This is a genomic window from Bordetella genomosp. 5, from assembly GCF_002261315.1.
Lineage (GTDB): Bacteria > Pseudomonadota > Gammaproteobacteria > Burkholderiales > Burkholderiaceae_B > Bordetella.
The window spans coordinates 703,605-722,886 of record NZ_NEVP01000006.1 but is presented as its reverse complement, the minus strand read 5'-3'; the positions used below and the strand labels follow the sequence as shown (position 1 = coordinate 722,886).

General features: G+C 66.5%; 17 protein-coding genes. 11 read left to right on the top strand and 6 right to left on the bottom strand.

From position 1 onward, the window contains the following. Window positions 1-19 precede the first annotated feature (19 nt). Window positions 20-640 carry an RBBP9/YdeN family alpha/beta hydrolase gene (locus tag CAL25_RS12020; protein ID WP_094800292.1) on the bottom strand — a complete coding sequence of 207 codons (621 nt, stop codon included), beginning with the start codon at window positions 638-640 and terminating at the stop codon, window positions 20-22. 215 nt (window positions 641-855) lie between these two features. On the opposite strand from CAL25_RS12020, the gene CAL25_RS12015 reads away from it, so the two are divergent. Then, window positions 856-1,983: a branched-chain amino acid ABC transporter substrate-binding protein gene (locus tag CAL25_RS12015; protein ID WP_094800173.1), complete on the top strand. Its 1,128-nt coding sequence runs from the start codon at window positions 856-858 to the stop codon at window positions 1,981-1,983. Window positions 1,984-2,167: 184 nt separating this feature from the next. Here CAL25_RS12015 and CAL25_RS12010 read toward each other — a convergent pair whose 3' ends face one another. Next, on the bottom strand, window positions 2,168-3,067 hold the full coding sequence (locus CAL25_RS12010) for a LysR substrate-binding domain-containing protein (protein WP_249279034.1): 900 nt from the start codon (window positions 3,065-3,067) through the stop codon (window positions 2,168-2,170). 103 nt (window positions 3,068-3,170) lie between these two features. Between CAL25_RS12010 and CAL25_RS12005 the strand changes: the two genes are divergently transcribed. After that, window positions 3,171-4,415: an amidase family protein gene (locus CAL25_RS12005; RefSeq protein WP_094800171.1), complete on the top strand. Its 1,245-nt coding sequence runs from the start codon at window positions 3,171-3,173 to the stop codon at window positions 4,413-4,415. After that, window positions 4,412-5,383 (top strand): Bug family tripartite tricarboxylate transporter substrate binding protein, encoded by a 972-nt coding sequence (locus CAL25_RS12000; protein WP_249279033.1) that lies wholly within the window; start codon window positions 4,412-4,414, stop codon window positions 5,381-5,383. The genes CAL25_RS12005 and CAL25_RS12000 overlap by 4 nt, the downstream gene beginning before the upstream one ends. A 119-nt stretch (window positions 5,384-5,502) precedes the next feature. Here CAL25_RS12000 and CAL25_RS11995 read toward each other — a convergent pair whose 3' ends face one another. From CAL25_RS11995 to ugpB, 4 genes are all read right to left on the bottom strand, one after another. Continuing rightward, a complete protein-coding gene (locus CAL25_RS11995) occupies window positions 5,503-6,591 on the bottom strand; it encodes a sn-glycerol-3-phosphate import ATP-binding protein UgpC (protein WP_094800170.1) in 1,089 nt (362 codons plus the stop codon). Between the two features lie 117 nt (window positions 6,592-6,708). After that, the gene (gene ugpE / locus CAL25_RS11990; RefSeq protein ID WP_094800169.1) at window positions 6,709-7,560 is read right to left on the bottom strand and encodes a sn-glycerol-3-phosphate ABC transporter permease UgpE; all 852 of its coding nucleotides are present in this window, start codon (window positions 7,558-7,560) and stop codon (window positions 6,709-6,711) included. A 25-nt stretch (window positions 7,561-7,585) separates the two neighbouring features. Then, window positions 7,586-8,467, bottom strand: coding sequence for a sn-glycerol-3-phosphate ABC transporter permease UgpA (ugpA, locus tag CAL25_RS11985; RefSeq protein ID WP_094800168.1), 882 nt, complete (start codon window positions 8,465-8,467; stop codon window positions 7,586-7,588). A gap of 293 nt (window positions 8,468-8,760) precedes the next feature. Then, a complete protein-coding gene (ugpB, locus tag CAL25_RS11980; RefSeq protein ID WP_094800167.1) occupies window positions 8,761-10,074 on the bottom strand; it encodes a sn-glycerol-3-phosphate ABC transporter substrate-binding protein UgpB in 1,314 nt (437 codons plus the stop codon). Between the two features lie 306 nt (window positions 10,075-10,380). Between ugpB and proC the strand changes: the two genes are divergently transcribed. The 8 genes from proC (at window position 10,381) to CAL25_RS11940 (ending at window position 19,269) form a co-directional block, all read left to right on the top strand. Next, window positions 10,381-11,214, top strand: coding sequence for a pyrroline-5-carboxylate reductase (gene proC / locus CAL25_RS11975; RefSeq protein ID WP_094800166.1), 834 nt, complete (start codon window positions 10,381-10,383; stop codon window positions 11,212-11,214). Window positions 11,215-11,288: 74 nt separating this feature from the next. Further along, window positions 11,289-11,789: a queuosine precursor transporter gene (locus tag CAL25_RS11970; RefSeq protein ID WP_249279047.1), complete on the top strand. Its 501-nt coding sequence runs from the start codon at window positions 11,289-11,291 to the stop codon at window positions 11,787-11,789. A gap of 325 nt (window positions 11,790-12,114) precedes the next feature. Further along, on the top strand, window positions 12,115-13,230 hold the full coding sequence (locus CAL25_RS11965; protein WP_094800164.1) for a branched-chain amino acid ABC transporter substrate-binding protein: 1,116 nt from the start codon (window positions 12,115-12,117) through the stop codon (window positions 13,228-13,230). A 99-nt stretch (window positions 13,231-13,329) separates the two neighbouring features. Continuing rightward, the gene (gene livH / locus CAL25_RS11960) at window positions 13,330-14,256 is read left to right on the top strand and encodes a high-affinity branched-chain amino acid ABC transporter permease LivH (RefSeq protein ID WP_094800163.1); all 927 of its coding nucleotides are present in this window, start codon (window positions 13,330-13,332) and stop codon (window positions 14,254-14,256) included. Next, the gene (locus CAL25_RS11955) at window positions 14,256-15,491 is read left to right on the top strand and encodes a high-affinity branched-chain amino acid ABC transporter permease LivM (RefSeq protein ID WP_094800162.1); all 1,236 of its coding nucleotides are present in this window, start codon (window positions 14,256-14,258) and stop codon (window positions 15,489-15,491) included. The genes livH and CAL25_RS11955 overlap by 1 nt, the downstream gene beginning before the upstream one ends. Then, complete coding sequence (gene livG, locus CAL25_RS11950; protein ID WP_094800161.1) at window positions 15,488-16,255, top strand: high-affinity branched-chain amino acid ABC transporter ATP-binding protein LivG; 768 nt, start codon at window positions 15,488-15,490, stop codon at window positions 16,253-16,255. Before CAL25_RS11955 ends, livG begins: the two co-directional genes overlap by 4 nt. Further along, window positions 16,256-16,957 carry an ABC transporter ATP-binding protein gene (locus tag CAL25_RS11945; protein ID WP_094800160.1) on the top strand — a complete coding sequence of 234 codons (702 nt, stop codon included), beginning with the start codon at window positions 16,256-16,258 and terminating at the stop codon, window positions 16,955-16,957. It abuts the gene before it with no gap. Between the two features lie 356 nt (window positions 16,958-17,313). Then, window positions 17,314-19,269 (top strand): methyl-accepting chemotaxis protein, encoded by a 1,956-nt coding sequence (locus CAL25_RS11940; RefSeq protein ID WP_170948471.1) that lies wholly within the window; start codon window positions 17,314-17,316, stop codon window positions 19,267-19,269. Window positions 19,270-19,282: the final 13 nt, after the last annotated feature.

The following is a 19,282-nucleotide window of genomic DNA, read 5'->3' as shown; positions in this document are numbered from 1 at the left end:
TCCCGGCTGCGGCGGCGCCTCAGGTATTCGAGAGTCTCGTGCCCGCGCCTAGCGGTGCGAGCTGGACGGGGGATATTTTCTCGGGCGGCGGCGATACCCGCCAGCTGGCCCGGCGCCTGAGCGCGCCCAGCAGTTTCAATCCCTGGGGCCATTGGCCCAGGCCGCTATCGGCATTGATGTGGCCGGCCTGTTCGAGGACCACCAGACGGCTGCCCCAGTCCTGTGCGAATTGGTGTGCGCGTTCGAGTCGACAATAAGGATCGTCGTCGCTCGCCACCACCACGCTCTGAAACGGCAGCGGCTGACGCGGCACCGGCGCGAACGACTGCAGGCATGCCGGCGCATGCGGCCGTTCCACGTCCGCCGGCGCCACCAGCAGCGCACCCGCCACCTTGCCGCGCAGCGGCACGGGCAGGCTGGCGCTGATCAGGCAGCCGAGGCTGTGCGCGATCAACAGGACGGGACTCGTCGCCTGGTCGACGGCGGCCGACAGGGTGGCGAGCCACTCGCCGCGCTCGGGATGCTCCCAGTCGCGCTGGCGCAGGCGCCGTGCGTTGGGCAGCTGCTGCTCCCAGAGGGTTTGCCAGTGGCCGGGACCGGAATCTTTCCAGCCAGGAACGAGGAGGGGCTGAAGTCTCATGACCAGCATGATGCAATCGGCGCTTAAGAACACAAACGAATAAATAGGCGATTGCATATGTCCGAAGCGGTATATGGAATGCGTCCGCTGCGTGGCCGGTCGGTCCGGTCTTTCAGTGTATGCTTCCCACGCCAAAGCACGGGATCTGGAGGCCGGCGCGAGCCGGTGTCCCGTGATTGAGATCAACGACGACAAGCCTTTGAAGGAGCAAGCCCATGAAGAAATCGATTCGTCTGACCCCGCTGTTCGCCGCGCTCGGCGCAGCCGCCAGCCTGACGTTCGCCGCGGGCGCGCACGCCGAGACGATCAAGATCGGCGTGGTCGGTCCGACCACGGGTCCGGTCACGCAATATGGTGAGATGGTGCGCGAAGGCGTGAACACCGCCATCGAGCGCATCAACGCCGCCGGCGGTGTCGATGGCAAGCAGCTCGAGGCCGTGGTCATCGACGACGCCTGCGAGCCCAAGCAGGGCCCGGTCGCCGCCAACCGCGTGGTGAACGGCAAGATCGGCTTCGTGGTGGGCCATGTGTGCTCGGGCGCCACGATCGCCGCCACCGAGATCTATAACAACGAAGGCGTCGTGATGGTCACGCCGTCGGCGACCTCGCCGGCCGTGACCGACGGCAAGAACTACGAGTTCATCTTCCGCACGATCGGCCGCGATGACCAGCAGGGTCCCGCCGCCGCCAAGTTCGTGCTCGAGAAGATCAAGCCCAAGACCGTCGCCGTGCTGCACGACAAGCAGTCGTATGGCCAGGGCATCGCCACCGCCGTGAAAGACACGCTCGAGAAGGCGGGCGTCAAGATCGCCGTGTTCGAAGGCATCAACGCGGGCGACAGCGACTTCTCGGCCGTCATCACCAAGCTCAAGAGCAATGGCGTCGACTTCGTCTACTACGGTGGCTACCACCCCGAAATGGGTCTGCTGCTGCGCCAGGCGGCCGAGCAGGGCGTGAAGGCCCGCTTCATGGGCCCCGAGGGCGTGGGCAACCCCGACATCAACGCCATCGCGGGCGACGCCGCCGAAGGCATGCTGCTGACGCTGCCGGCCGACTTCACCCAGAACGCCGCCAACGCCGACATCGTCAAGGCGTTCAAGGACAAGAAGCGCAATCCCAACGGCGCGTTCCAGCTCACGGCCTATGCCGCCACCCAGGTCATCGCCGATGGCATCAAGGGAGCAGGCAGCACGGATCCGGGCAAGGTGGCCCAGTACCTGCACGCCAACAGCTTCAACACGCCGATCGGCAAGACGGCCTGGAACAAGCAGGGCGACTTGACCGACTTCGAGTTCCAGGTGTTCACCTGGCACAAGGACGGCAGCAAGTCGGCCTTCAAGTAAGCCGGCAGTGATCCCGCGCGCTCCACGAGGAGCGCGCGCGCCGGGCCGCGATGTGATCGCGAGCCCGGTTTTTTTTCGTCCGGGCCCGGCGCGCCGGCGTAGGCGACCCGGCCGCGCCGGGCAGCCATGAAGCCAGCCGCGGCCAGTCGCGCCCGTGGCCGTCGGGCGTCACACCCATGCCCCGCTATCGCGACCCGCCGCGCAGTTGCGCGATCAGGGAGCGGGCGGCCGCCGATGCCTCTGCGCTCAGGTGCGCCGCCAGAATGCGTGCCGGCTCCGCCTCGCGCAGCGGCAGGAACACCAGCGGTTCGCCGCGCATGCGCGACAGCGACTTCGGCACGATGGCCGCACCCACGCCCACTTCGACCAGGGTCAGCAACGTGGGAATCACGCTTTCGCGCACGATGGACGGGTGCGCGCCGATGCGCGCGAACATCCGGTCCAGCAACTGCCGGAAGTACGGCGAGGCCGACTGCGCATAACCGATCAGCGGCAGCGTGCAGGCCTGCGCGATATCGATGCTGCGGCGCTTTGCCCACGGATGATCCTGGCGCAGCACCAGCATCATGGGCTCACGCCAGATCTCCACGGTGGCTATGCCTCGGTCGAGGGTCATGGGACGCATGATGGCGACGTCGATGTGATGGCCGCGCAGCATGGCCTCCATCCGGTTGGAATTGGCCTCGACGAGATCCAGCTCCACGTCCGGATTCGCGCTGCGGTAGCGATACAAGGCGTCGGCCAGCGGTGAGTAGGCCGCCGTGGGCGCGAGTGCCACTCTCAGTGGTCCGGCTTCGCCCAGCGCGGCCCGGCGCGTGGCGCGCAGCATCGCGGCGGTGCTCACGGCCAGCCCCGCCGCGTGCCGAGCCATCACTTCGCCGGCGGGCGTGAGCCGGACCGAGCGCGTGGTGCGCTCGAACAAGGGCACGCCCACGAGGGTTTCGAGCCGCTTGATGTGCTGGCTGAAGGGCGGCTGGCTCATGAAGACACGCGCCGCGGCCCGGCCGAAATGCAGCTCTTCGGCGGCGGCGCAGAAGCAGGCCAGCATGCGGTCGTCGAGAAACATTGATTCGATATTGCTCATAATCCATGTCGAATTCTGAATTGGACCGTAGGTAATGGGCTGTTTAACATGCGGCTGTCCTTCCCGGCCAGCCATCGCTTGCCGGGTCCGTTCAGAAGCTGCCATGTCCCTTTCTCATTCCGATCTCGCCCGCCTCGTCGCGGACCTCACGCAAGCCGACCGGGTGCTGCACGCCTGGGTCTGCCTCGATCCCGCGCCGCGGGCCGCGGCGCATGGACCGCTGACGGGCCTGGTTTTTGGCGTGAAGGATGTCATCGACGTGGCGGGCCTGGCGACCCGCTGTGGCTCGCCGGTTACGGACGACCGGCCCGCGGCGGTCGATGCTGACTGCGTGGCTGCCTTGCGCGCGGCGGCGGCCCTGCCGCTGGGCAAGACCGTCACCGCCGAGTTCGCCCATGTCTCTCCGGGGCCGACGCGCAATCCCCGCCAGCTCTCCCACACGCCGGGCGGATCGTCCAGCGGCTCGGCGGCCGCCGTGGCCGCCGGCATGGTCGACTTCGCGCTGAGCACCCAGACGGGCGGCTCCATCATCCGCCCCGCGGCGTTCTGCGGGGTCGTGGGCTTCAAGCCCAGCTACGGCGCCGTGTCGCGGGCCGGCATGCAGGTCATGTGTCCGAGTCTGGACACCATCGGCTGGCATGCCCGCGACGTGGACATGGCCGCGCGCGTGGCCGGCGTATTGCTGCCGCCACAGCGCTGCGAATCGCCGCGCCGGCCGCGCGTGCGCGTGTTGCCGGCGCAGCCGGGATACCACCTGGAACCGGCCGCGCTCGAGGCCGTGCGCCACGCCGGCAGGACGCTCGGCGACGCTGGCTACGCGGTCGCGCAGACCGAAGCGATGCCCCAATCGCAGGAGCTGCTGCGCACGCACGGCACCGTGGTGCATTACGAACTGACGCGCGCGCTGACCGCGCTGAGCGCCGATGCCGATCCCGCCCGGGACGAGCGCCTGAGCCCGCGCCTGCGCGCGGACCTGCGGCGGGGCCAGGCGCTTGCGTACGCGGATTACGAAGCCGCGCTGGCGCGTCTGCATGCCGCGCGCCGGCGCGACTGGGAGGCCGATTTCGGCGACGCCGACCTCGTCCTCACGAGCAGCGCGCTCGGCCCGGCCCCGCACGGCCTGTCCCACACGGGCGAATCGGGCTTCAACAAGGCCTGGTCCGTGCTGGGCTGGCCCTGCCTGCATCTGCCCACCACGCAGGACGACCGGGGCCTGCCGCTGGGCGTCATGCTGGTGGCGCGCCCGGGCATGGATCCGGCGCTGCTGCGCTGGGCGGGCGAGATCCATTCCCTGATCGACCGGCGTGATACCGCGTCGCTTCCTTCACTTAACCGGAGTCTGCCGTGATTCGACTGCATCAACTGTTCAAGCCCGCCGTGCTGCTGTGCGGCCTGCTGGCCATCCTTCCCGCCCGGGCCGAGTACCCGGACCGCCCGATCACCGTGACCGTGCCGACCGCGCCGGGCGGTACCGTGGACATCGTGGCGCGCATCATGGCGACACAGCTCGCCGATACGCTCAAGCAGTCGGTCATCGTGAGCAATAAGGCCGGGGCGGGCGGCGTGGTCGGCACCCAGGCCGCCAAACGCGAACGGGCCGACGGCTACAACCTGCTGTTCACCGCCAACAGCAACCAGCTCATCGTGCCGTGGATCTACGCCAAGCCGGGTTTCGATCCCTTGCGCGACTTCGAGCCCATCGCGGCGGTGGGCGTCGTCCCGAACGTGCTGCTCGTCAATCCCGGCTTTCCGGCGCAGGACCTGAAGGGCTTCATCGCGGAGGTCAAGGCGCATCCCGGCAAGTATCGGTACGCCTCGGCCGGCACCGGCACGCTGAATCATCTGCTGGGTGCGATGTTGAACGAGAAGGGCGGCCTCGAACTCGAGCATGTGCCCTACAAGGGCGTGGCCCCCGCCATGACGGACGTGCTGGGCAATCAGGTGCCCATGCTGTTCGCGAGCCTGCCCTCGGCGCTCGAGGCGGTCAAGGCGGGCCAGTTGCGCGCCATAGGCGTGAGCAGCGCCAGCCGTGTGCCCTTGCTGCCCGACGTGCCGGCCATTGCCGAGGCCTTGCCGGGCTTCAGCGGCGATCTGTGGGTGGCCTTCTACGCGCCGGCCGGCACGCCCAAGGCGGCCACGAGCAGGCTCTACGAGGCCATCGAGGCCGCGCTGGCCGCGCCCGCGGTTCAGCAGCGCTTCCAGCAGCTCGGCGTGACCGTGTTGCATGATGGTCCCGAGGCGCTGGCTCGCCGCCAGGCCGCGGAGTTCGAGCAATGGCGCGACATCGTCAAGGCATCGGGAGCGAAGGCGGACTGAGCGCGCATCGGGCTCGGCCCCGACGTCGTCCGGCGCAGGGCAGGGCAGGCGTCATCATGAAATAAAAAAGGGCGTCCGACAGGCATCGGACGCCCTTTGTCATGCTGCCCGCCGAAGGATCAGAGGCCTTCGACGCGGCGGCCGGTGTCGGCCTCGAACCAGTGCAGCGGGTGGCGGCCATCCGAACCGATGTTCAGCGTGTCGCCGACCTTGGCGGGCGACTCGTTGAGCTGGCGGGTGGTGCAACGCACGACCAGCATGGTCGGGCCGCAGCGGCCGTGCACCAGCTGCTCCGAGCCCAGCGTCTCGACCATCTCGATCTCGACCGGCACGCCCGGCGCGTTGAGCAGCATGTGCTCGGGGCGCAGGCCCATCACGACCTTGCGGCCGCGCACCTGGCTGGGCACCTGCAGCGGCGAGATGTCGAGCGCGCGGCCTTCGGCCGTCTGCACCGTGCCGTCGCCGGCCACGACCACGTCGATCAGGTTCATCGGAGGCGAGCCGATGAAGCCGGCCACGAACGTGGAGGCGGGCTTCTCGAACACTTCCATCGGGGTGCCGATCTGCTCCGGCACGCCCTGGTACATCACGACCATGCGGTGGGCCAGCGTCATGGCCTCGACCTGATCGTGCGTGACGTACAGGCTGGTGGTGTTCAGACGGCGGTGCAGCTTCAGGATCTCGAGGCGCATGGCCACGCGCAGCTTGGCGTCGAGGTTGGACAGCGGCTCGTCGAACAGGAACACCTTGGGTTCACGCACGATGGCGCGGCCCATGGCGACGCGCTGACGCTGGCCGCCCGACAGGGCGCGCGGACGGCGATCCAGCAGCTTGCCCAGTTCCAGGATCTGCGCGGCGGCCTCGACGCGCTTGCGGATCTCTTCTTTCGAGAACTTGCGGATCTTCAGGCCGTAAGCCATGTTGTCGTACACGCTCATGTGCGGGTAGAGCGCGTAGTTCTGGAACACCATCGCGATGTCGCGCTCGGCCGGCTCCAGCGTGTTCACGACCTTGTCGTCGATCACGATCTCGCCGCTCGTCACGGACTCGAGGCCCGCGACCATGCGCATCAGCGTGGATTTGCCGCAGCCCGACGGACCGACGATGACGATGAACTCGCCATCCTTGATGTCCATGTCGATGCCGTGGATCACCGGCACGTTGCCGGCGTAGGTCTTCTTTACGTTGCGAAAGCTGAGGGTAGCCATGTGTTTCTTCGTCTGCGTAATCTTGTTCGGAGGGGCTGCTGGCGCCGTGGCGGCGGGGTCGCGCCGAGATCGATGCTTACTCGGGCGGCCGCACGCCGGCGGCGCGGCGTGCAAACCTTATTTCTCGGTGTCGACCAGGCCCTTGACGAACCATTTCTGCATCAGGATCACGACCAGGGCGGGCGGGATCATGGCCAGGATGGCGGTCGCCATGGTGATGTTCCATTCGGTGACGCTGTCACCGCCGCTGATCATGCGCTTGATGCCGATGACCACCGGGTACATGTCTTCCTGGGTCGTGATGAGCAGCGGCCACAGGTACTGGTTCCAGCCATAGATGAACTGGATCACGAACAGGGCCGCGATGCTGGTCTTGGACAGCGGCAGCAGCACGTCGCGGAAAAACCGCATCGGACCCGCGCCGTCGATGCGCGAGGCCTCGACCAGCTCATCGGGCACCGACAGGAAGAACTGCCGGAACAGGAAGGTGGCGGTGGCCGACGCGATCAGCGGCAGGGTGAGACCGGCGTAGCTGTTGAGCATGCCCAGGTCGGCAACGACCTTGTAGGTGGGGGCGATACGTACTTCGACCGGCAGCATCAGCGTGACGAAGATCATCCAGAAAAAGAACATGCGGCCGGGGAAGCGGAAGTACACCACCGCGAAGGCCGAGAGCAGCGAGATCAGGATCTTGCCCAGCGAGATCGCCAGGGCCATGATCAGGCTCACATACATCATGCGCGCCACCGGGGTGCCCGACGAACCGCCGCCGGAGCCGGCGAACAGCGCCTGCATGTAGTTGTCGGCGAAGTGCTTGCCGGGGATCAGCGACATCGGCGCGGAAGCGACTTCTTGCGCGGTCTGGGTCGATGCGACAAACGTGACGTAAATCGGAAAGGCGACCAGCGCCACCCCGCAAAGCAGGATGACGTGGGCCAGAATGTCCAGCCAGGGACGGCGTTCTACCATGATTCGATACCTGTTCTGTCTTGTATCAGTACTGCACTTTGCGGTCGATGTAGCGGAACTGGATCACCGTGAGTGCCACCACGATGAACATCAGCACCACCGACTGCGCGGCCGAGGAGCCCAGATCCAGGCCGCGGAAACCGTCGCTGTACACCTTGTAGACCAGGATCGAGGTCGAGGTGCCCGGACCGCCCTGCGTCGTGGTGTCGACCACGGCGAAGGTGTCGAAGAATGCGTAGATCACGTTCACCACCAGCAGGAAGAAGGTGGTGGGCGAGAGCAGCGGGAACACGATGCTCCAGAAGCGTCGCGCCGGCGAGGCGCCGTCGATGGCGGCGGCCTCGATCAGCGAGCGCGGAATCGATTGCAGGCCGGCCAGGAAAAACAGGAAGTTGTACGAGATCTGCTTCCAGACGGCGGCGATCAGCACCAGCGTGAGCGCCTGGTTGCCGTTCAGACGCGGATTCCAGGGCACGCCCATGCCGTTGAGCGCCACGGCCAGGATGCCGACCGACGGCGAGAACAGGAACAGCCACAGCACGCCCACCACGGCGGGCGCCACGGCGTACGGCCAGATCAGCAGAGTTTTGTAGAGCCCGGCGCCGCGGATCACGCGATCGGCCATGACGGCCAGCAGCAGCGATACGGCCAGGCCCACGAAGGCCACGAGCACGGAAAAGATCGCAGTGACGCGGAAGGAGTCGAGATAGCTGTCTTGAGAGAACAGCTCGGCGAAGTTCGCCAGACCGACGAATTCGGAGGACAGGCCGAACGCATCTTCGATGCGCATGGACTGCCACATGGCCTGACCGGCAGGCAGGAAGAAAAACACCACCGTGATGATCAGCTGCGGAGCGAGCAGCAGATAGGGCAGTGTCTTGTGGCCGAAAACTACACGTTTTTCCATGGGGCGGATGCCTAGGAGGATTCAATGAAAGCGTTGCACGAGGCAGCGCCAGTACCGCGCCGGCGGGGTTGCCGCGACGCCAGGCGGGAACGAAACATTCCTGCCCTACGACGTGTGCGCCCGACCGGGCGCACAACGAAAAAGTCCGCAGCATGCTGGCTCGCCCCCGGCGTGCGGGCCGGGCAGGGCGGGCGCAGCATCTGCGGCTGCATCATAAACGGCTGGCCCGTCGCGCCGGAAAACCGGCGGCGACGGGCCAGCGGCCGGGCGAACCCGGCCCAGGGCGTCGGATCTTACTTGACGCTCTTTTCGAACTTCTCGAGCAGCTCGTTGCCGCGCTTCACGACGCTGGCCAGACCGTCCTTGGCGTTGGTCTTGCCCGACACGATGCGTTCGATCTCGGCGTCCTCGATCTCACGGATCTGGGGCAGGTAGCCCAGACGCAGACCGCGCGATTGCGCCGTCGTTTCGACGTTGAGCTGCTTCACGCCCACTTCGGTGCCCGGGTTCTTGTCGTAGAAACCTTGCTTCTTGGTGAGCTCGTAGGCCGCCACGGTGACCGGCACGTAGCCGGTCTGCTGGTGCCAGCGGGCCGCGACTTCAGGGGTGGCCAGGAACTTGAAGAACTTGGTCACGCCCTTGTAGATCTCGGGCTTCTTGTTGGCGAAGACCCACAGCGAGGCACCACCGATGATGGTGTTCTGCGGCGCGCCCTGCACGTCGGCGTAGTAGGGCACGGTGGACGTGCCGAACTCGAACTTGGCGTTCTTCGCGATGTTGGCGCGCAGACCGCTCGAGCCGGTGATCATGGCGCACTTGCCGCTGATGAACAGCGAGTTGGGCTCGTCGCCACGGCCGCCGTACATGAAGATGCCTTCCTTGCCCATCTTGGCGAGGTTTTCGAGGTGGCGCACATGCAGCGGGGTGTCGATGGCCAGACGCGCGTCCAGACCGCCGAAGCCGTTGTCCTTGGTGGCGTACGGGACGTTGTGCCAGGCCGAGAAGGTCTCGAGCTGGGTCCAGGACGGCCAGGAGGTGGTGTAGCCGCACTCTTGGCCGGCGGCCTTGAGCTTGGCGCCGGCGGCAGCCAGCTCTTCCCAGGTCTTGGGGGGCTTCTCGGGATCCAGGCCCGCCTTCTTGAAGGCGTCCTTGTTGTAGTAGAAGACCACGGTCGAGCTGTTGAACGGCATCGACACGAGCTTGCCCTCGGGCGACGAGTAGTAACCCGCCACGGCGCCGATGAAGCCCTTGGGATCGATCGGATCGCCGGCTTCCTCGGACATCTGCTGGACCGGCTTGATGGCGCCCTTGGCGTACATCATGGTCGCGGTGCCGACTTCGAACACCTGGAGGATGTCGGGGGCATTGCCGGCGCGGAACGCGGCGATGCCGGCGTTCATCGACTCACCGTAGTTGCCCTTGTAGACCGCCTTGACCTGGTAGTCGGGGTTGGCCTTGTTGAATTCTTCGACGAGGCCGTTGACGCGGTCGCCCAGCGCGCCTTCCATCGAGTGCCAGAACTGGATTTCGGTGGCGGCGTGCGCCGAAGCACCCGCGAAGGCCGCCATCAGGGCGGCGAATGTGAGTGCGAGACGTTGGGGTCGCATGAGATGTTCCTCCGGTTTGAGCGACCGCGCGATTCGGATCCGGATCGCGCGAAGCGTTACACCTTATGAATTGTTTGTGACAAAGGCGTGACTTTAAACGATGCCGTGGCCCTGTCAAATGCACCAAGGCGAAAAAGGAAAAGCTGCCCCACGCAACGCCTTTGGGTTAGTGCCCCCACGCTGCGCCTTCGGCTTGCTGCCCCCCGAGGGGGCTTTTTTGTCTCCGGGCGGCCGTTCGACAAAAAACCGTCCCCGAATCGGCGAGCCCATTCTGCGCCGTGAGTGGCGGGTTTACAATCCTGCCCCATGGAAAATCAACTCTCTATCGCCTTCATCGGCGGCGGCAATATGGCCGCGGCGCTGGCCAGCGGCCTGGCCGGCAAGGTCTGCCCGGCGGGAAACATCCACGTCATCGACATCAATACCGAGGCCCATGCGGCCTGGCAGGCGCGTGGCATGACCACCGCCACCGCCGGTGACGAGACCCTCGCGCGGGCGCGCGTGTGGATCTATGCGGTCAAGCCGCAGAACATGCGCGACGTGGTCGCCTCGACCCGCCAGTGGCTGCGCGACGACACGCTGGTCATCAGCGTGGCCGCCGGCCTGCGTGCCGACACCCTGGCCGACTGGCTGGGCGCGCCGGGTCAGCCCTGGCAGCGGCTGGTGCGCTGCATGCCGAACACCCCCGCGCTGGTGGGCGCCGGCATGACCGGCCTGGCCGCGCTGGACGGCGTGGATGCCGCCGACCGCGAACTGGCCGCGCGGCTGCTGGGCTCGGTGGGCGAGGTCGTGTGGGTTGCCGACGACGCGGCGCTGGACGCGGTCACGGCCCTGTCGGGCAGCGGCCCGGCCTACGTATTCCTGTTCCTGGAAGCGCTGATCGAGGCGGGCCAGTCGCTGGGGCTGAGCGCCGAGCAGGCCCGTCAGCTGGCACTGGGCACCTTCGCCGGCGCGACCCGCCTGGCGGCCGAGTCGTCGGATCCCCCGGGCGTGTTGCGCGAGCGTGTCACCTCCAAGGGCGGCACCACCGCCGCGGCGCTGGGCGTGTTCCAGGACGGCGATTTCCGCGGCCTGGTGGGCCGTGCGCTCGAGGCGGCCGCGAACCGCTCGCGCGAGCTCGCACGGGAGTTCGGCAAGTGACATCGGGCGTATCGGCCGGGCAGGGGCGTTTCGAGCCGCTGCGTCCGGCCCAGTTTGCCATCGCGGTGCTGTGCATGTGCGCGGTGGTGGTCGGGTCCAACATCCTGGTCCAGGTGCCGCTCAACGACTGGCTCACCTGGGGCGGCCTGTCGTATCCGGTGGCGTTTCTGGTCACCGACGTGCTGAACCGCCGGTTCGGCCCGGTGGCCGCGCGCCGCGTGGTGTGGTTCGGCTTTGCCGCCGCCTTGCTGGTGTCGATGTGGGTGGCCTCGCCGCGGATCGCGCTCGCATCCGGCCTGGCCTACCTGTGCGCGCAACTGATCGACATCCAGGTGTTCGATCGCCTGCGCGACCAGCGCTGGTGGCGCGCGCCGCTGTTGTCGGGCATGTTGGGCGCGATCTTCGATACCGCCATTTTCTTTTCGGTGGCGTTCGCCGCCACCGGAACCCCGTGGGTCACCTGGATGCTGGGCGACCTCGCCATCAAGCTGGTGGTGAACATCAGCATGCTGGCCCCGTTCCGTGCCCTCATGTGGAATCTGGCCCGGCCGGGCGGCGTGCCGCAGGCCCGCTGAAGCCATCGGGGCGCCATCCGGCGCCCCGATTTTTTCGGCGGGCTGCGCGGCCGCGGCGCGGTATTTCTTTTTCCTAAAACACCAGGCTTACGTGACGATTACGTCGGTTAATTCTGCGTATCCGTCACGTTTTTTGTGGCAAAACAAAATATTGGGGAATACACGCAGTGACAGGCTTTAGGCTTGCTTTCAGAATACCGCCGACATTGGTTTTTCGCCCAAGAAGCCGGTAATGCAGGCGCCTCTGGCACGGGTTTTATCGGCCCGTTCTTCCGGTCAATGCAAAGCCGCTGTAAACCAACCCTCTAAGCCGGGAGAATTCCGCATGAAGTTGTCGCAACGCTTTACTCCGCTTGCCCTGGCGATCGGTGCGTTGGCACTGGCAGGTGCCGCCCACGCCGCCGATACCATCAAGATCGGTATTCCCCAGCCCATGACCGGCCCGAACACCCAATACGGTGATCAGATCCAGGCCGGCGCCCTCACTGCCATCGAAACCATCAACGCCAAAGGCGGCGTCAAGGGCAAGAAGCTCGAGGCCATCCTGATCGACGACGGCTGCGAACCCAAACAGGCCGTTCCCGCCGCCAACCGCGTGGTCAACTCGGGCGCCAAGTTCGCCGTCGCGCACGCCTGCTCCGGCGTGACCGTGGCCGCCGTCAACGTCTACGAACAGGAAGGCATCGTCGGCATCACCCCGGGCGCCACCTCGCCGCTGGTCACCGACACGATCAAGCCGCACTTCTTCTTCCGCACGATCGGCCGCGACGACCAGCAGGGTCCGTTCGCCGCGCGCTACATCGCCAACACGATCAAGCCCAAAAAGGTCGCCGTCCTGCACGACAAGCAGACCTACGGTTCGGGCGTGGCCACCCAGGTCAAGAACACCCTCGACAGCGAGAAGGTCAACATCGTCCTGTTCGAAGGCATCAACGTCGGCGACAGCGATTACTCGGCCGTCATCACCAAGCTGAAGTCGGCTGGCGTGGATTTCGTATACTTCGGCGGCTATCACCCCGAGCTGGGTCTGCTGCTGCGCCAATCGCGCGAACAGGGCCTGAATGTGCAGTTCATGGGTCCGGAAGGCACGGCTAACCAGGATCTGGTGGCCATTGCCGGTCCGGCCATCGAAGGCCTGCTGGTGACGCTGCCCTCCGATTTCACCAAGCTGCCCGGTAACGAAGGCGTGGTGAAGGCATTCAAGGACGCCAAGCGCGATCCCGACGGCGCGTTCCAGATGCCGGCATACGCCGCGGTGCAGCTCATCGCCGAAAGCATCAACGCGGTCGGCGAGGATCCCGCCAAGGTGGCCGACCACCTGCACAAGAACACCTTCAATACCGCCATCGGCAAGGTCGAGTACGATGCCAAGGGCGATCTGAAGGACTTTGAATTTGCCGTCTTCAAGTGGGATAAGGCCGGCAAGAAAACCCAGCTGTAATCACGCGCCGCCGGCCTCGTGCCGGCGTGTCGTATACGCCCAGGTTTCCGGCTCCGGGTCGTCCTACCGGAGCCGGTTCCGTTTGGAGCATGACTCAATATGTCCGATCTACTCCCACAACTCACCCAGCAGTTCTTCAACGGACTGTCCCTGGGTGCCATTTATGCGTTGATCGCCATTGGCTACACAATGGTCTACGGCATCATCGGCATGATCAATTTCGCGCACGGCGAGATTTATATGATCGGGGCCTACGTGGGCCTGGTCACTTTGACGGCGATCGGCACCAACAGCGGCCTGCCGCTGCCCTTCGTGATTGCCGCGATGCTGGTCGTCGCGATCGTGGTCACGAGCATCTACGGTTTCTCGATCGAGCGGGTGGCGTACCGGCCGGTGCGCACCAGCCCGCGCCTGGTGGCGCTGATCTCGGCCATCGGGATGTCGATCTTCCTGCAGAACTGGGTGGCCCTGGGCCAGGGCGCCCGTGACATGGCCGTGCCGTCGCTCGTCTCCGGCGCCATGCAGTTTCACATGGGCACCGACTTCGACGTCACCATCCCGTACTCGCGCGTGATGATCATCGTGGTCACCGTGCTGCTGATGATCGCGCTCACGCTCTTCATCAAGTATTCGCGCATGGGCCGTGCGTCGCGCGCCTGCTCGCAGGACATGCACATGGCCAACCTGCTGGGCATCGACACCAACAAGGTGATCTCGTTCACCTTCATCCTCGGTGCGGCGCTCGCGGCCGTGGGCGGGGTCCTGATCGCCATCACGGTGGGCAAGCTCAATCCGTTCATCGGGTTCATCGCCGGCATCAAGGCGTTCACCGCGGCGGTGCTGGGCGGCATCGGCAGCATCCCCGGCGCGATGCTGGGCGGCGTGCTGCTGGGCCTGGCCGAGACCTTCGCGGCGGCCTATATCTCGTCGCAGTACAAGGACATCGTGGCGTTCGGCCTGCTGGTGCTGATCCTGCTGTTCCGTCCCACCGGGCTGCTCGGTAAACCTGAGGTAGAGAAAGTCTGATGGCCAACAACGCTCTCAAGAATGCGACGATCGCGGCCGTCCTGACCGCCTTCATCGTCACGCCCATCTTCGGGCTGCAGCTGGTCCGGCAGGGGGCGCGCACCCTGATGGAGCCGCGCTGGGATCTGGTCGCGATCGCCGTGATCGGTGTGTTCGTGTTCCAGCTGCTGCGTCCGTGGCTGGCCAAGCCGTTCCGCGCGCTCAAGACCAGCCTGCCGGTCCTGCCGGCCGCGCCCACCAAGGGGCGCAAGTGGTTCTTCCTGCTGATCGTGGCCGCGGCCATGATCTGGCCGTTCTTCGCGGGCCGCAGCAACGTCGACATCGCCACGCTCGTGCTGATCTACGTCATGCTGGGCCTGGGCCTGAACATCGTGGTCGGTTTCGCGGGCCTGCTCGACCTGGGCTTCGTGGGCTTCTACGCGGTGGGCGCCTATACCTACGCGCTGCTGTATCACTGGGGCGGCTGGAGCTTCTGGGAAGCGCTGCCGTTCGCCGGCGCGATGGCCGCGCTGTTCGGCTTCCTGCTGGGCTTTCCGGTGCTGCGCCTGCGCGGCGACTACCTCGCCATCGTGACGCTGGGCTTCGGTGAAATCATCCGCCTGCTGCTCATCAACCTGAACACGGTCACGGGCGGTCCCGACGGCATCTCCGGCATTCCGAAGCCCACCATCTTCGGTCTGGAGCTCACGCGGCGCGCGAGCACCGAAGGGGCGGAGACCTTCCATCAGTTCTTCGGCCTGACCTTCCAGAACAACCACATGGTGATCTACCTGTACCTGATGGCGCTGTTGCTCGCGCTCATCACGTTGTTCGTGTCGACCCGCCTGATACGCATGCCGGTGGGACGCGCCTGGGAGGCGCTGCGCGAAGACGAGATCGCCTGCCGTTCGCTGGGCCTCAATCCCACCCGGATCAAGCTCTCGGCGTTCACGCTGGGCGCGATGTTCGCCGGCTTCGGCGGCGCGTTCTTCGCGGCGCGTCAGGGCATGGTCAATCCCGAGTCCTTCGGCTTCATCGAGTCGGCGCTGATCCTCGCGATCGTGGTGCTGGGCGGGATGGGCTCTCAGGTCGGCGTGATCCTCGCCGCGATCCTGCTCACCGTGCTGCCCGAGCTGGCGCGCGAGTTCGCCGAGTACCGCATGTTGATGTTCGGTCTGTTGATGGTGTTGATGATGATGTGGCGTCCGCAAGGCCTGCTCCCCATGAAGCGTCCGCACGTGGAGCTGCGCAAATGAGCCAAGCCTTGTTGAAAGTATCCGGCCTGACCATGCGGTTCGGCGGCCTGCTGGCCGTCGACAGCGTGGCCTTCGAGGTCCAGCGCGACGAGGTCTTCGCCATCATCGGCCCCAACGGCGCCGGCAAGACCACCGTGTTCAACTGCGTGGGCGGTTTCTACAAGCCGACGGCGGGCGAGATCACGATGGACGGCAAGTCCATCGTCGGTCTGCCCAGCCACAAGGTGGCGCGCCACGGCCTGGTGCGCACGTTCCAGAACGTGCGTCTGTTCAAGCAGCTCACGGTGCTCGAGAACCTGCTCGTGGCCCAGCATACGCAGGTGGAATCGCGCCTGCTGCCGGGGCTGCTCAAGCTGCGCGGCTACCGCCAGGCGGAGGCCGACGCGCTCGACCGCGCGGCCGAATGGCTGGATTTCATGGGGCTGCGCGAGTTCGCCAACCGCGAAGCGGGCAACCTGGCCTACGGCCATCAGCGCCGCCTCGAAATCGCGCGCTGCATGATCACCAAGCCGCGCCTGCTCATGCTCGACGAGCCGGCGGCCGGCCTGAATCCCCAGGAAAAGCGCGATCTGCAGGCGCTGATCGACCAACTGCGCCGCGAGTTCGGCGTGGCGGTGCTGCTCATCGAACACGATATGAGCCTCATCATGGGCATCTCCGACCGCATCCTGGTCATGGAGCACGGCAAGCCCATCACCACCGGCACCCCCGATGCCGTGCGCAACGACCCGCGCGTCATCAAGGCGTACCTGGGGGAAGAATAAATGCTGAAGCTCGAAAACATTCACACCTACTACGGCGCCATCCAGGCTCTCGACGGCGTGTCCGTCGAGGTCAATCAGGGCGAGATCGTCACGCTGATCGGCGCCAACGGCGCCGGCAAGACCACCCTGCTCATGACGGTTTGCGGCAACCCGCGCGCCCGCTCGGGCAAGATCTCGTTCGAGGGCCGCGACATCACCCAGGCCGACACGCACGAGATCATGCGCGCCGGCATCGCGATCTCGCCGGAAGGGCGGCGCGTGTTCAAGGACCTCACCGTCGCCGAAAACCTGATGATGGGCGGGTTCTTCTCGACCCGCGATCAGATTCAGGACGGCATCGAGCACGTGTACAAGCTGTTTCCGCGTCTCAAAGAACGCGCGTCGCAGCGCGCCGGCACGATGTCCGGCGGCGAGCAGCAGATGCTGGCCATCGGCCGCGCGCTGATGTCCCGGCCGCGGCTGCTGCTGCTCGATGAGCCCACGCTGGGTCTGGCGCCGCTCATCATCGCGCAGATTTTCGACATCATCCGCACGATCCGGGAAGAGGGCGTCACGGTCTTCCTGGTCGAGCAGAATGCCAACAAGGCGCTGCAGGTGGCCGATCGCGGCTACGTGCTCGAAAACGGCCGTGTCGTGCTCGAGGACACCGGCGCCAATCTTTTGGTCAACGACCAGGTGCGCAAGGCGTATCTGGGCGGCTGACAGGATCGCGGTCTGCCTGGAATGAATCGGCCCCGGAGGAGACTCCGGGGCCGATTTTCTTTGGGGCGGCCGGGCGCCACGGCGTCGCGCCCGGCGGGCCACCGCCGTGTAGACAGCGCTGTCATGTGTGCAACCGTCACGGGCAGGCGCGGCCTGCGCGGATCCGGGCCGATTCACGCCGCCCGGCCGGTTTTGAGACACGTATCTCACCGATTCTGCCGCCAAGTGCATGCAATTTCATGTATCTAAACGTACCTTCGGCGAAATATTTAAGTTTTCTTAGTAGACGTCGTAGTCGTTAAGTGCGCCGCAGCATGAATGTCTCGGGCTGCCCCGCACTTTTGCAAGAGGACTGCATGACCGTTGCATCGACTGGCCGCGCCTGGAGCGTGGCGACCCGTCTTTCCCTGATGGTGCTCTGCCTGGTGACCATCGTTTTTGTGGGCTTTACCTGGGCGCTCTACCTCGGCATGGTGGCCAGCGTGGAGCGCGAGGCGACCGAACGCATGCGCGTGGAAGCCCAGGGCATCGCCGCCATGGTGCGCATGTACAGCGCCACCGTGCAGGCCGAAGCCGATCGATTCACGAACGTGTTCGAGGCCGACCTGGCGCAACCCTACACGCTGTCGCCCGCCGAGCGCGTGGCGGTCGGCGAGCGCCAGACCCCGACGCTGCGCGCGGGGGAGGTGGTGCTGAACCAGAACATCGCGCTGCCCGATCGCTTTACCGAACGCACCCAGGGCGTGGCCACGATCTTCGCCAAGGACGGCGACGATTTCGTGCGCATCACGACCTCGGTGAAGGACGCCGCGGGCAATCGCGCCATGGGCACGCTGCTCGCCCGTGACAGCGCTGCCTATGCCAAGGTGAGCAAGGGCGAGACCTACTCGGGTCCGGCCACGCTGTTCGGCACCTTCTACATGACCACGTACCGGCCGATGAAGGATGCCGCGGGTGCCGTGATCGGCGTGCTGTTCGTGGGCGTGGACATCGGCGCCACCACGACCGCGCTCAAGCAGGACGTGGCCCGGCGCAAGGTCGCGCAGACGGGCGACTACCGCGTGGTGTCGGGCGCGGCCGGTCCGGCGCACGGCCAGTATCTGGTGCCCGAGAACTTGCTGCAGAAGAGCGCGCTGACGGGCCCCGATGCGCTGGTGGACGACGCGGGCAAGGCGCGGGTGCCGGGCATGCTGAGCGCGCGCGATGGCACGTTCACGACCGGCCTGCGGGGCGAGCCGCGCATCGTCGCGCACGCCTACATGCCCGAGTGGCAGTGGCTGGTGGTGGGGCAGGCGAGCGTGGCCGAGCTGACGGCCGACGTGCGGCGCGCCCGGTTGCTGTATGTGGGGGCGGCGCTGGTGGCGATCGCCGGCCTGACGCTGCTGCTGTTCTTCATGATCCGGCGCACGGTGGGCCGGCGCCTGAACGCCGCGATGGCCGTGGCCGAGAAGCTGGCGCAGGGCGACCTGCGCGCCCGCGCCGACATCGGCCGGCCCGACGAGATCGGCCGGCTCACGGCGGCGGTCAACGGGATCGGCGACGGTCTGATCGCCATCGTGCAGCGCGTCCGCGCGGCGAGCACCACGATGGGCGTGCAGACGCAGGAGATCGCCAACGCCAGCGCCGACATGTCGAGCCAGAGCGAGAGCCAGGCCGCCAACGTCGAGGAGACGGTGGCCAGCCTCGAGCAACTGACGGCGACGGTGGCGCAGAACGCCAGCAACTCTGACCAGGTGGACGAGCAGGTGCGGCATGCCGCGCGCGCGGCCGACGAGGGCGCCGTGGTGGTCGACACGCTGGTCGAGGCGATGGACGGTGTGCGCATCGCGGCCGACAAGATGTCGGAGATCATCGCGGTGATCCACAGCATCGCATTCCAGACCAACATTCTGGCGCTCAACGCCGCGGTCGAGGCCGCCCGCGCGGGCGAGGAGGGGCGCGGCTTCGCGGTGGTGGCCTCGGAAGTGCGCCAGCTCGCGCAGCGCAGCGGCGACGCGGCCAAGGTGATCGAAGGCCTCATCCACACGGCGCTCGAGCAGGTGGGCGCCGGTCATCGGCACGCGGGCGAGACGCGTCTGGCGATCGCCGGCATCGCGGGCCAGGTGCGCGAGGTCGCGGTGCTGGTCAACGACATCTCCACCGCCGGCCGCGAGCAATCGGCGGGTATCGCGCAGATCAACTCGGCGGTGGCGCACATCGGCGACATGACCCAGCGCAACGCGGCGCTCGCGGACGAGGCGGCGCGCATCGCCAGCAGCCTGGCGGATCTGGCCGGTCAGCTGGACGAGTCGGTGGGCGTGTTCCAGACCTGAGACGCGTTGCAAC

What these genes read in the sequence shown, in the direction of transcription:
- CAL25_RS12020 (WP_094800292.1), bottom strand. Translation starts at nt 640, where the DNA reads ATGAGACTTCAGCCCCTCCTCGTTCCTGGCTGGAAAGATTCCGGTCCC.
- CAL25_RS12015 (WP_094800173.1), top strand. Translation starts at nt 856, where the DNA reads ATGAAGAAATCGATTCGTCTGACCCCGCTGTTCGCCGCGCTCGGCGCA.
- CAL25_RS12010 (WP_249279034.1), bottom strand. Translation starts at nt 3,067, where the DNA reads ATGAGCAATATCGAATCAATGTTTCTCGACGACCGCATGCTGGCCTGC.
- CAL25_RS12005 (WP_094800171.1), top strand. Translation starts at nt 3,171, where the DNA reads ATGTCCCTTTCTCATTCCGATCTCGCCCGCCTCGTCGCGGACCTCACG.
- CAL25_RS11995 (WP_094800170.1), bottom strand. Translation starts at nt 6,591, where the DNA reads ATGGCTACCCTCAGCTTTCGCAACGTAAAGAAGACCTACGCCGGCAAC.
- ugpE (WP_094800169.1), bottom strand. Translation starts at nt 7,560, where the DNA reads ATGGTAGAACGCCGTCCCTGGCTGGACATTCTGGCCCACGTCATCCTG.
- ugpA (WP_094800168.1), bottom strand. Translation starts at nt 8,467, where the DNA reads ATGGAAAAACGTGTAGTTTTCGGCCACAAGACACTGCCCTATCTGCTG.
- ugpB (WP_094800167.1), bottom strand. Translation starts at nt 10,074, where the DNA reads ATGCGACCCCAACGTCTCGCACTCACATTCGCCGCCCTGATGGCGGCC.
- proC (WP_094800166.1), top strand. Translation starts at nt 10,381, where the DNA reads ATGGAAAATCAACTCTCTATCGCCTTCATCGGCGGCGGCAATATGGCC.
- CAL25_RS11970 (WP_249279047.1), top strand. Translation starts at nt 11,289, where the DNA reads ATGTGCGCGGTGGTGGTCGGGTCCAACATCCTGGTCCAGGTGCCGCTC.
- CAL25_RS11965 (WP_094800164.1), top strand. Translation starts at nt 12,115, where the DNA reads ATGAAGTTGTCGCAACGCTTTACTCCGCTTGCCCTGGCGATCGGTGCG.
- livH (WP_094800163.1), top strand. Translation starts at nt 13,330, where the DNA reads ATGTCCGATCTACTCCCACAACTCACCCAGCAGTTCTTCAACGGACTG.
- CAL25_RS11955 (WP_094800162.1), top strand. Translation starts at nt 14,256, where the DNA reads ATGGCCAACAACGCTCTCAAGAATGCGACGATCGCGGCCGTCCTGACC.
- livG (WP_094800161.1), top strand. Translation starts at nt 15,488, where the DNA reads ATGAGCCAAGCCTTGTTGAAAGTATCCGGCCTGACCATGCGGTTCGGC.
- CAL25_RS11945 (WP_094800160.1), top strand. Translation starts at nt 16,256, where the DNA reads ATGCTGAAGCTCGAAAACATTCACACCTACTACGGCGCCATCCAGGCT.
- CAL25_RS11940 (WP_170948471.1), top strand. Translation starts at nt 17,314, where the DNA reads ATGACCGTTGCATCGACTGGCCGCGCCTGGAGCGTGGCGACCCGTCTT.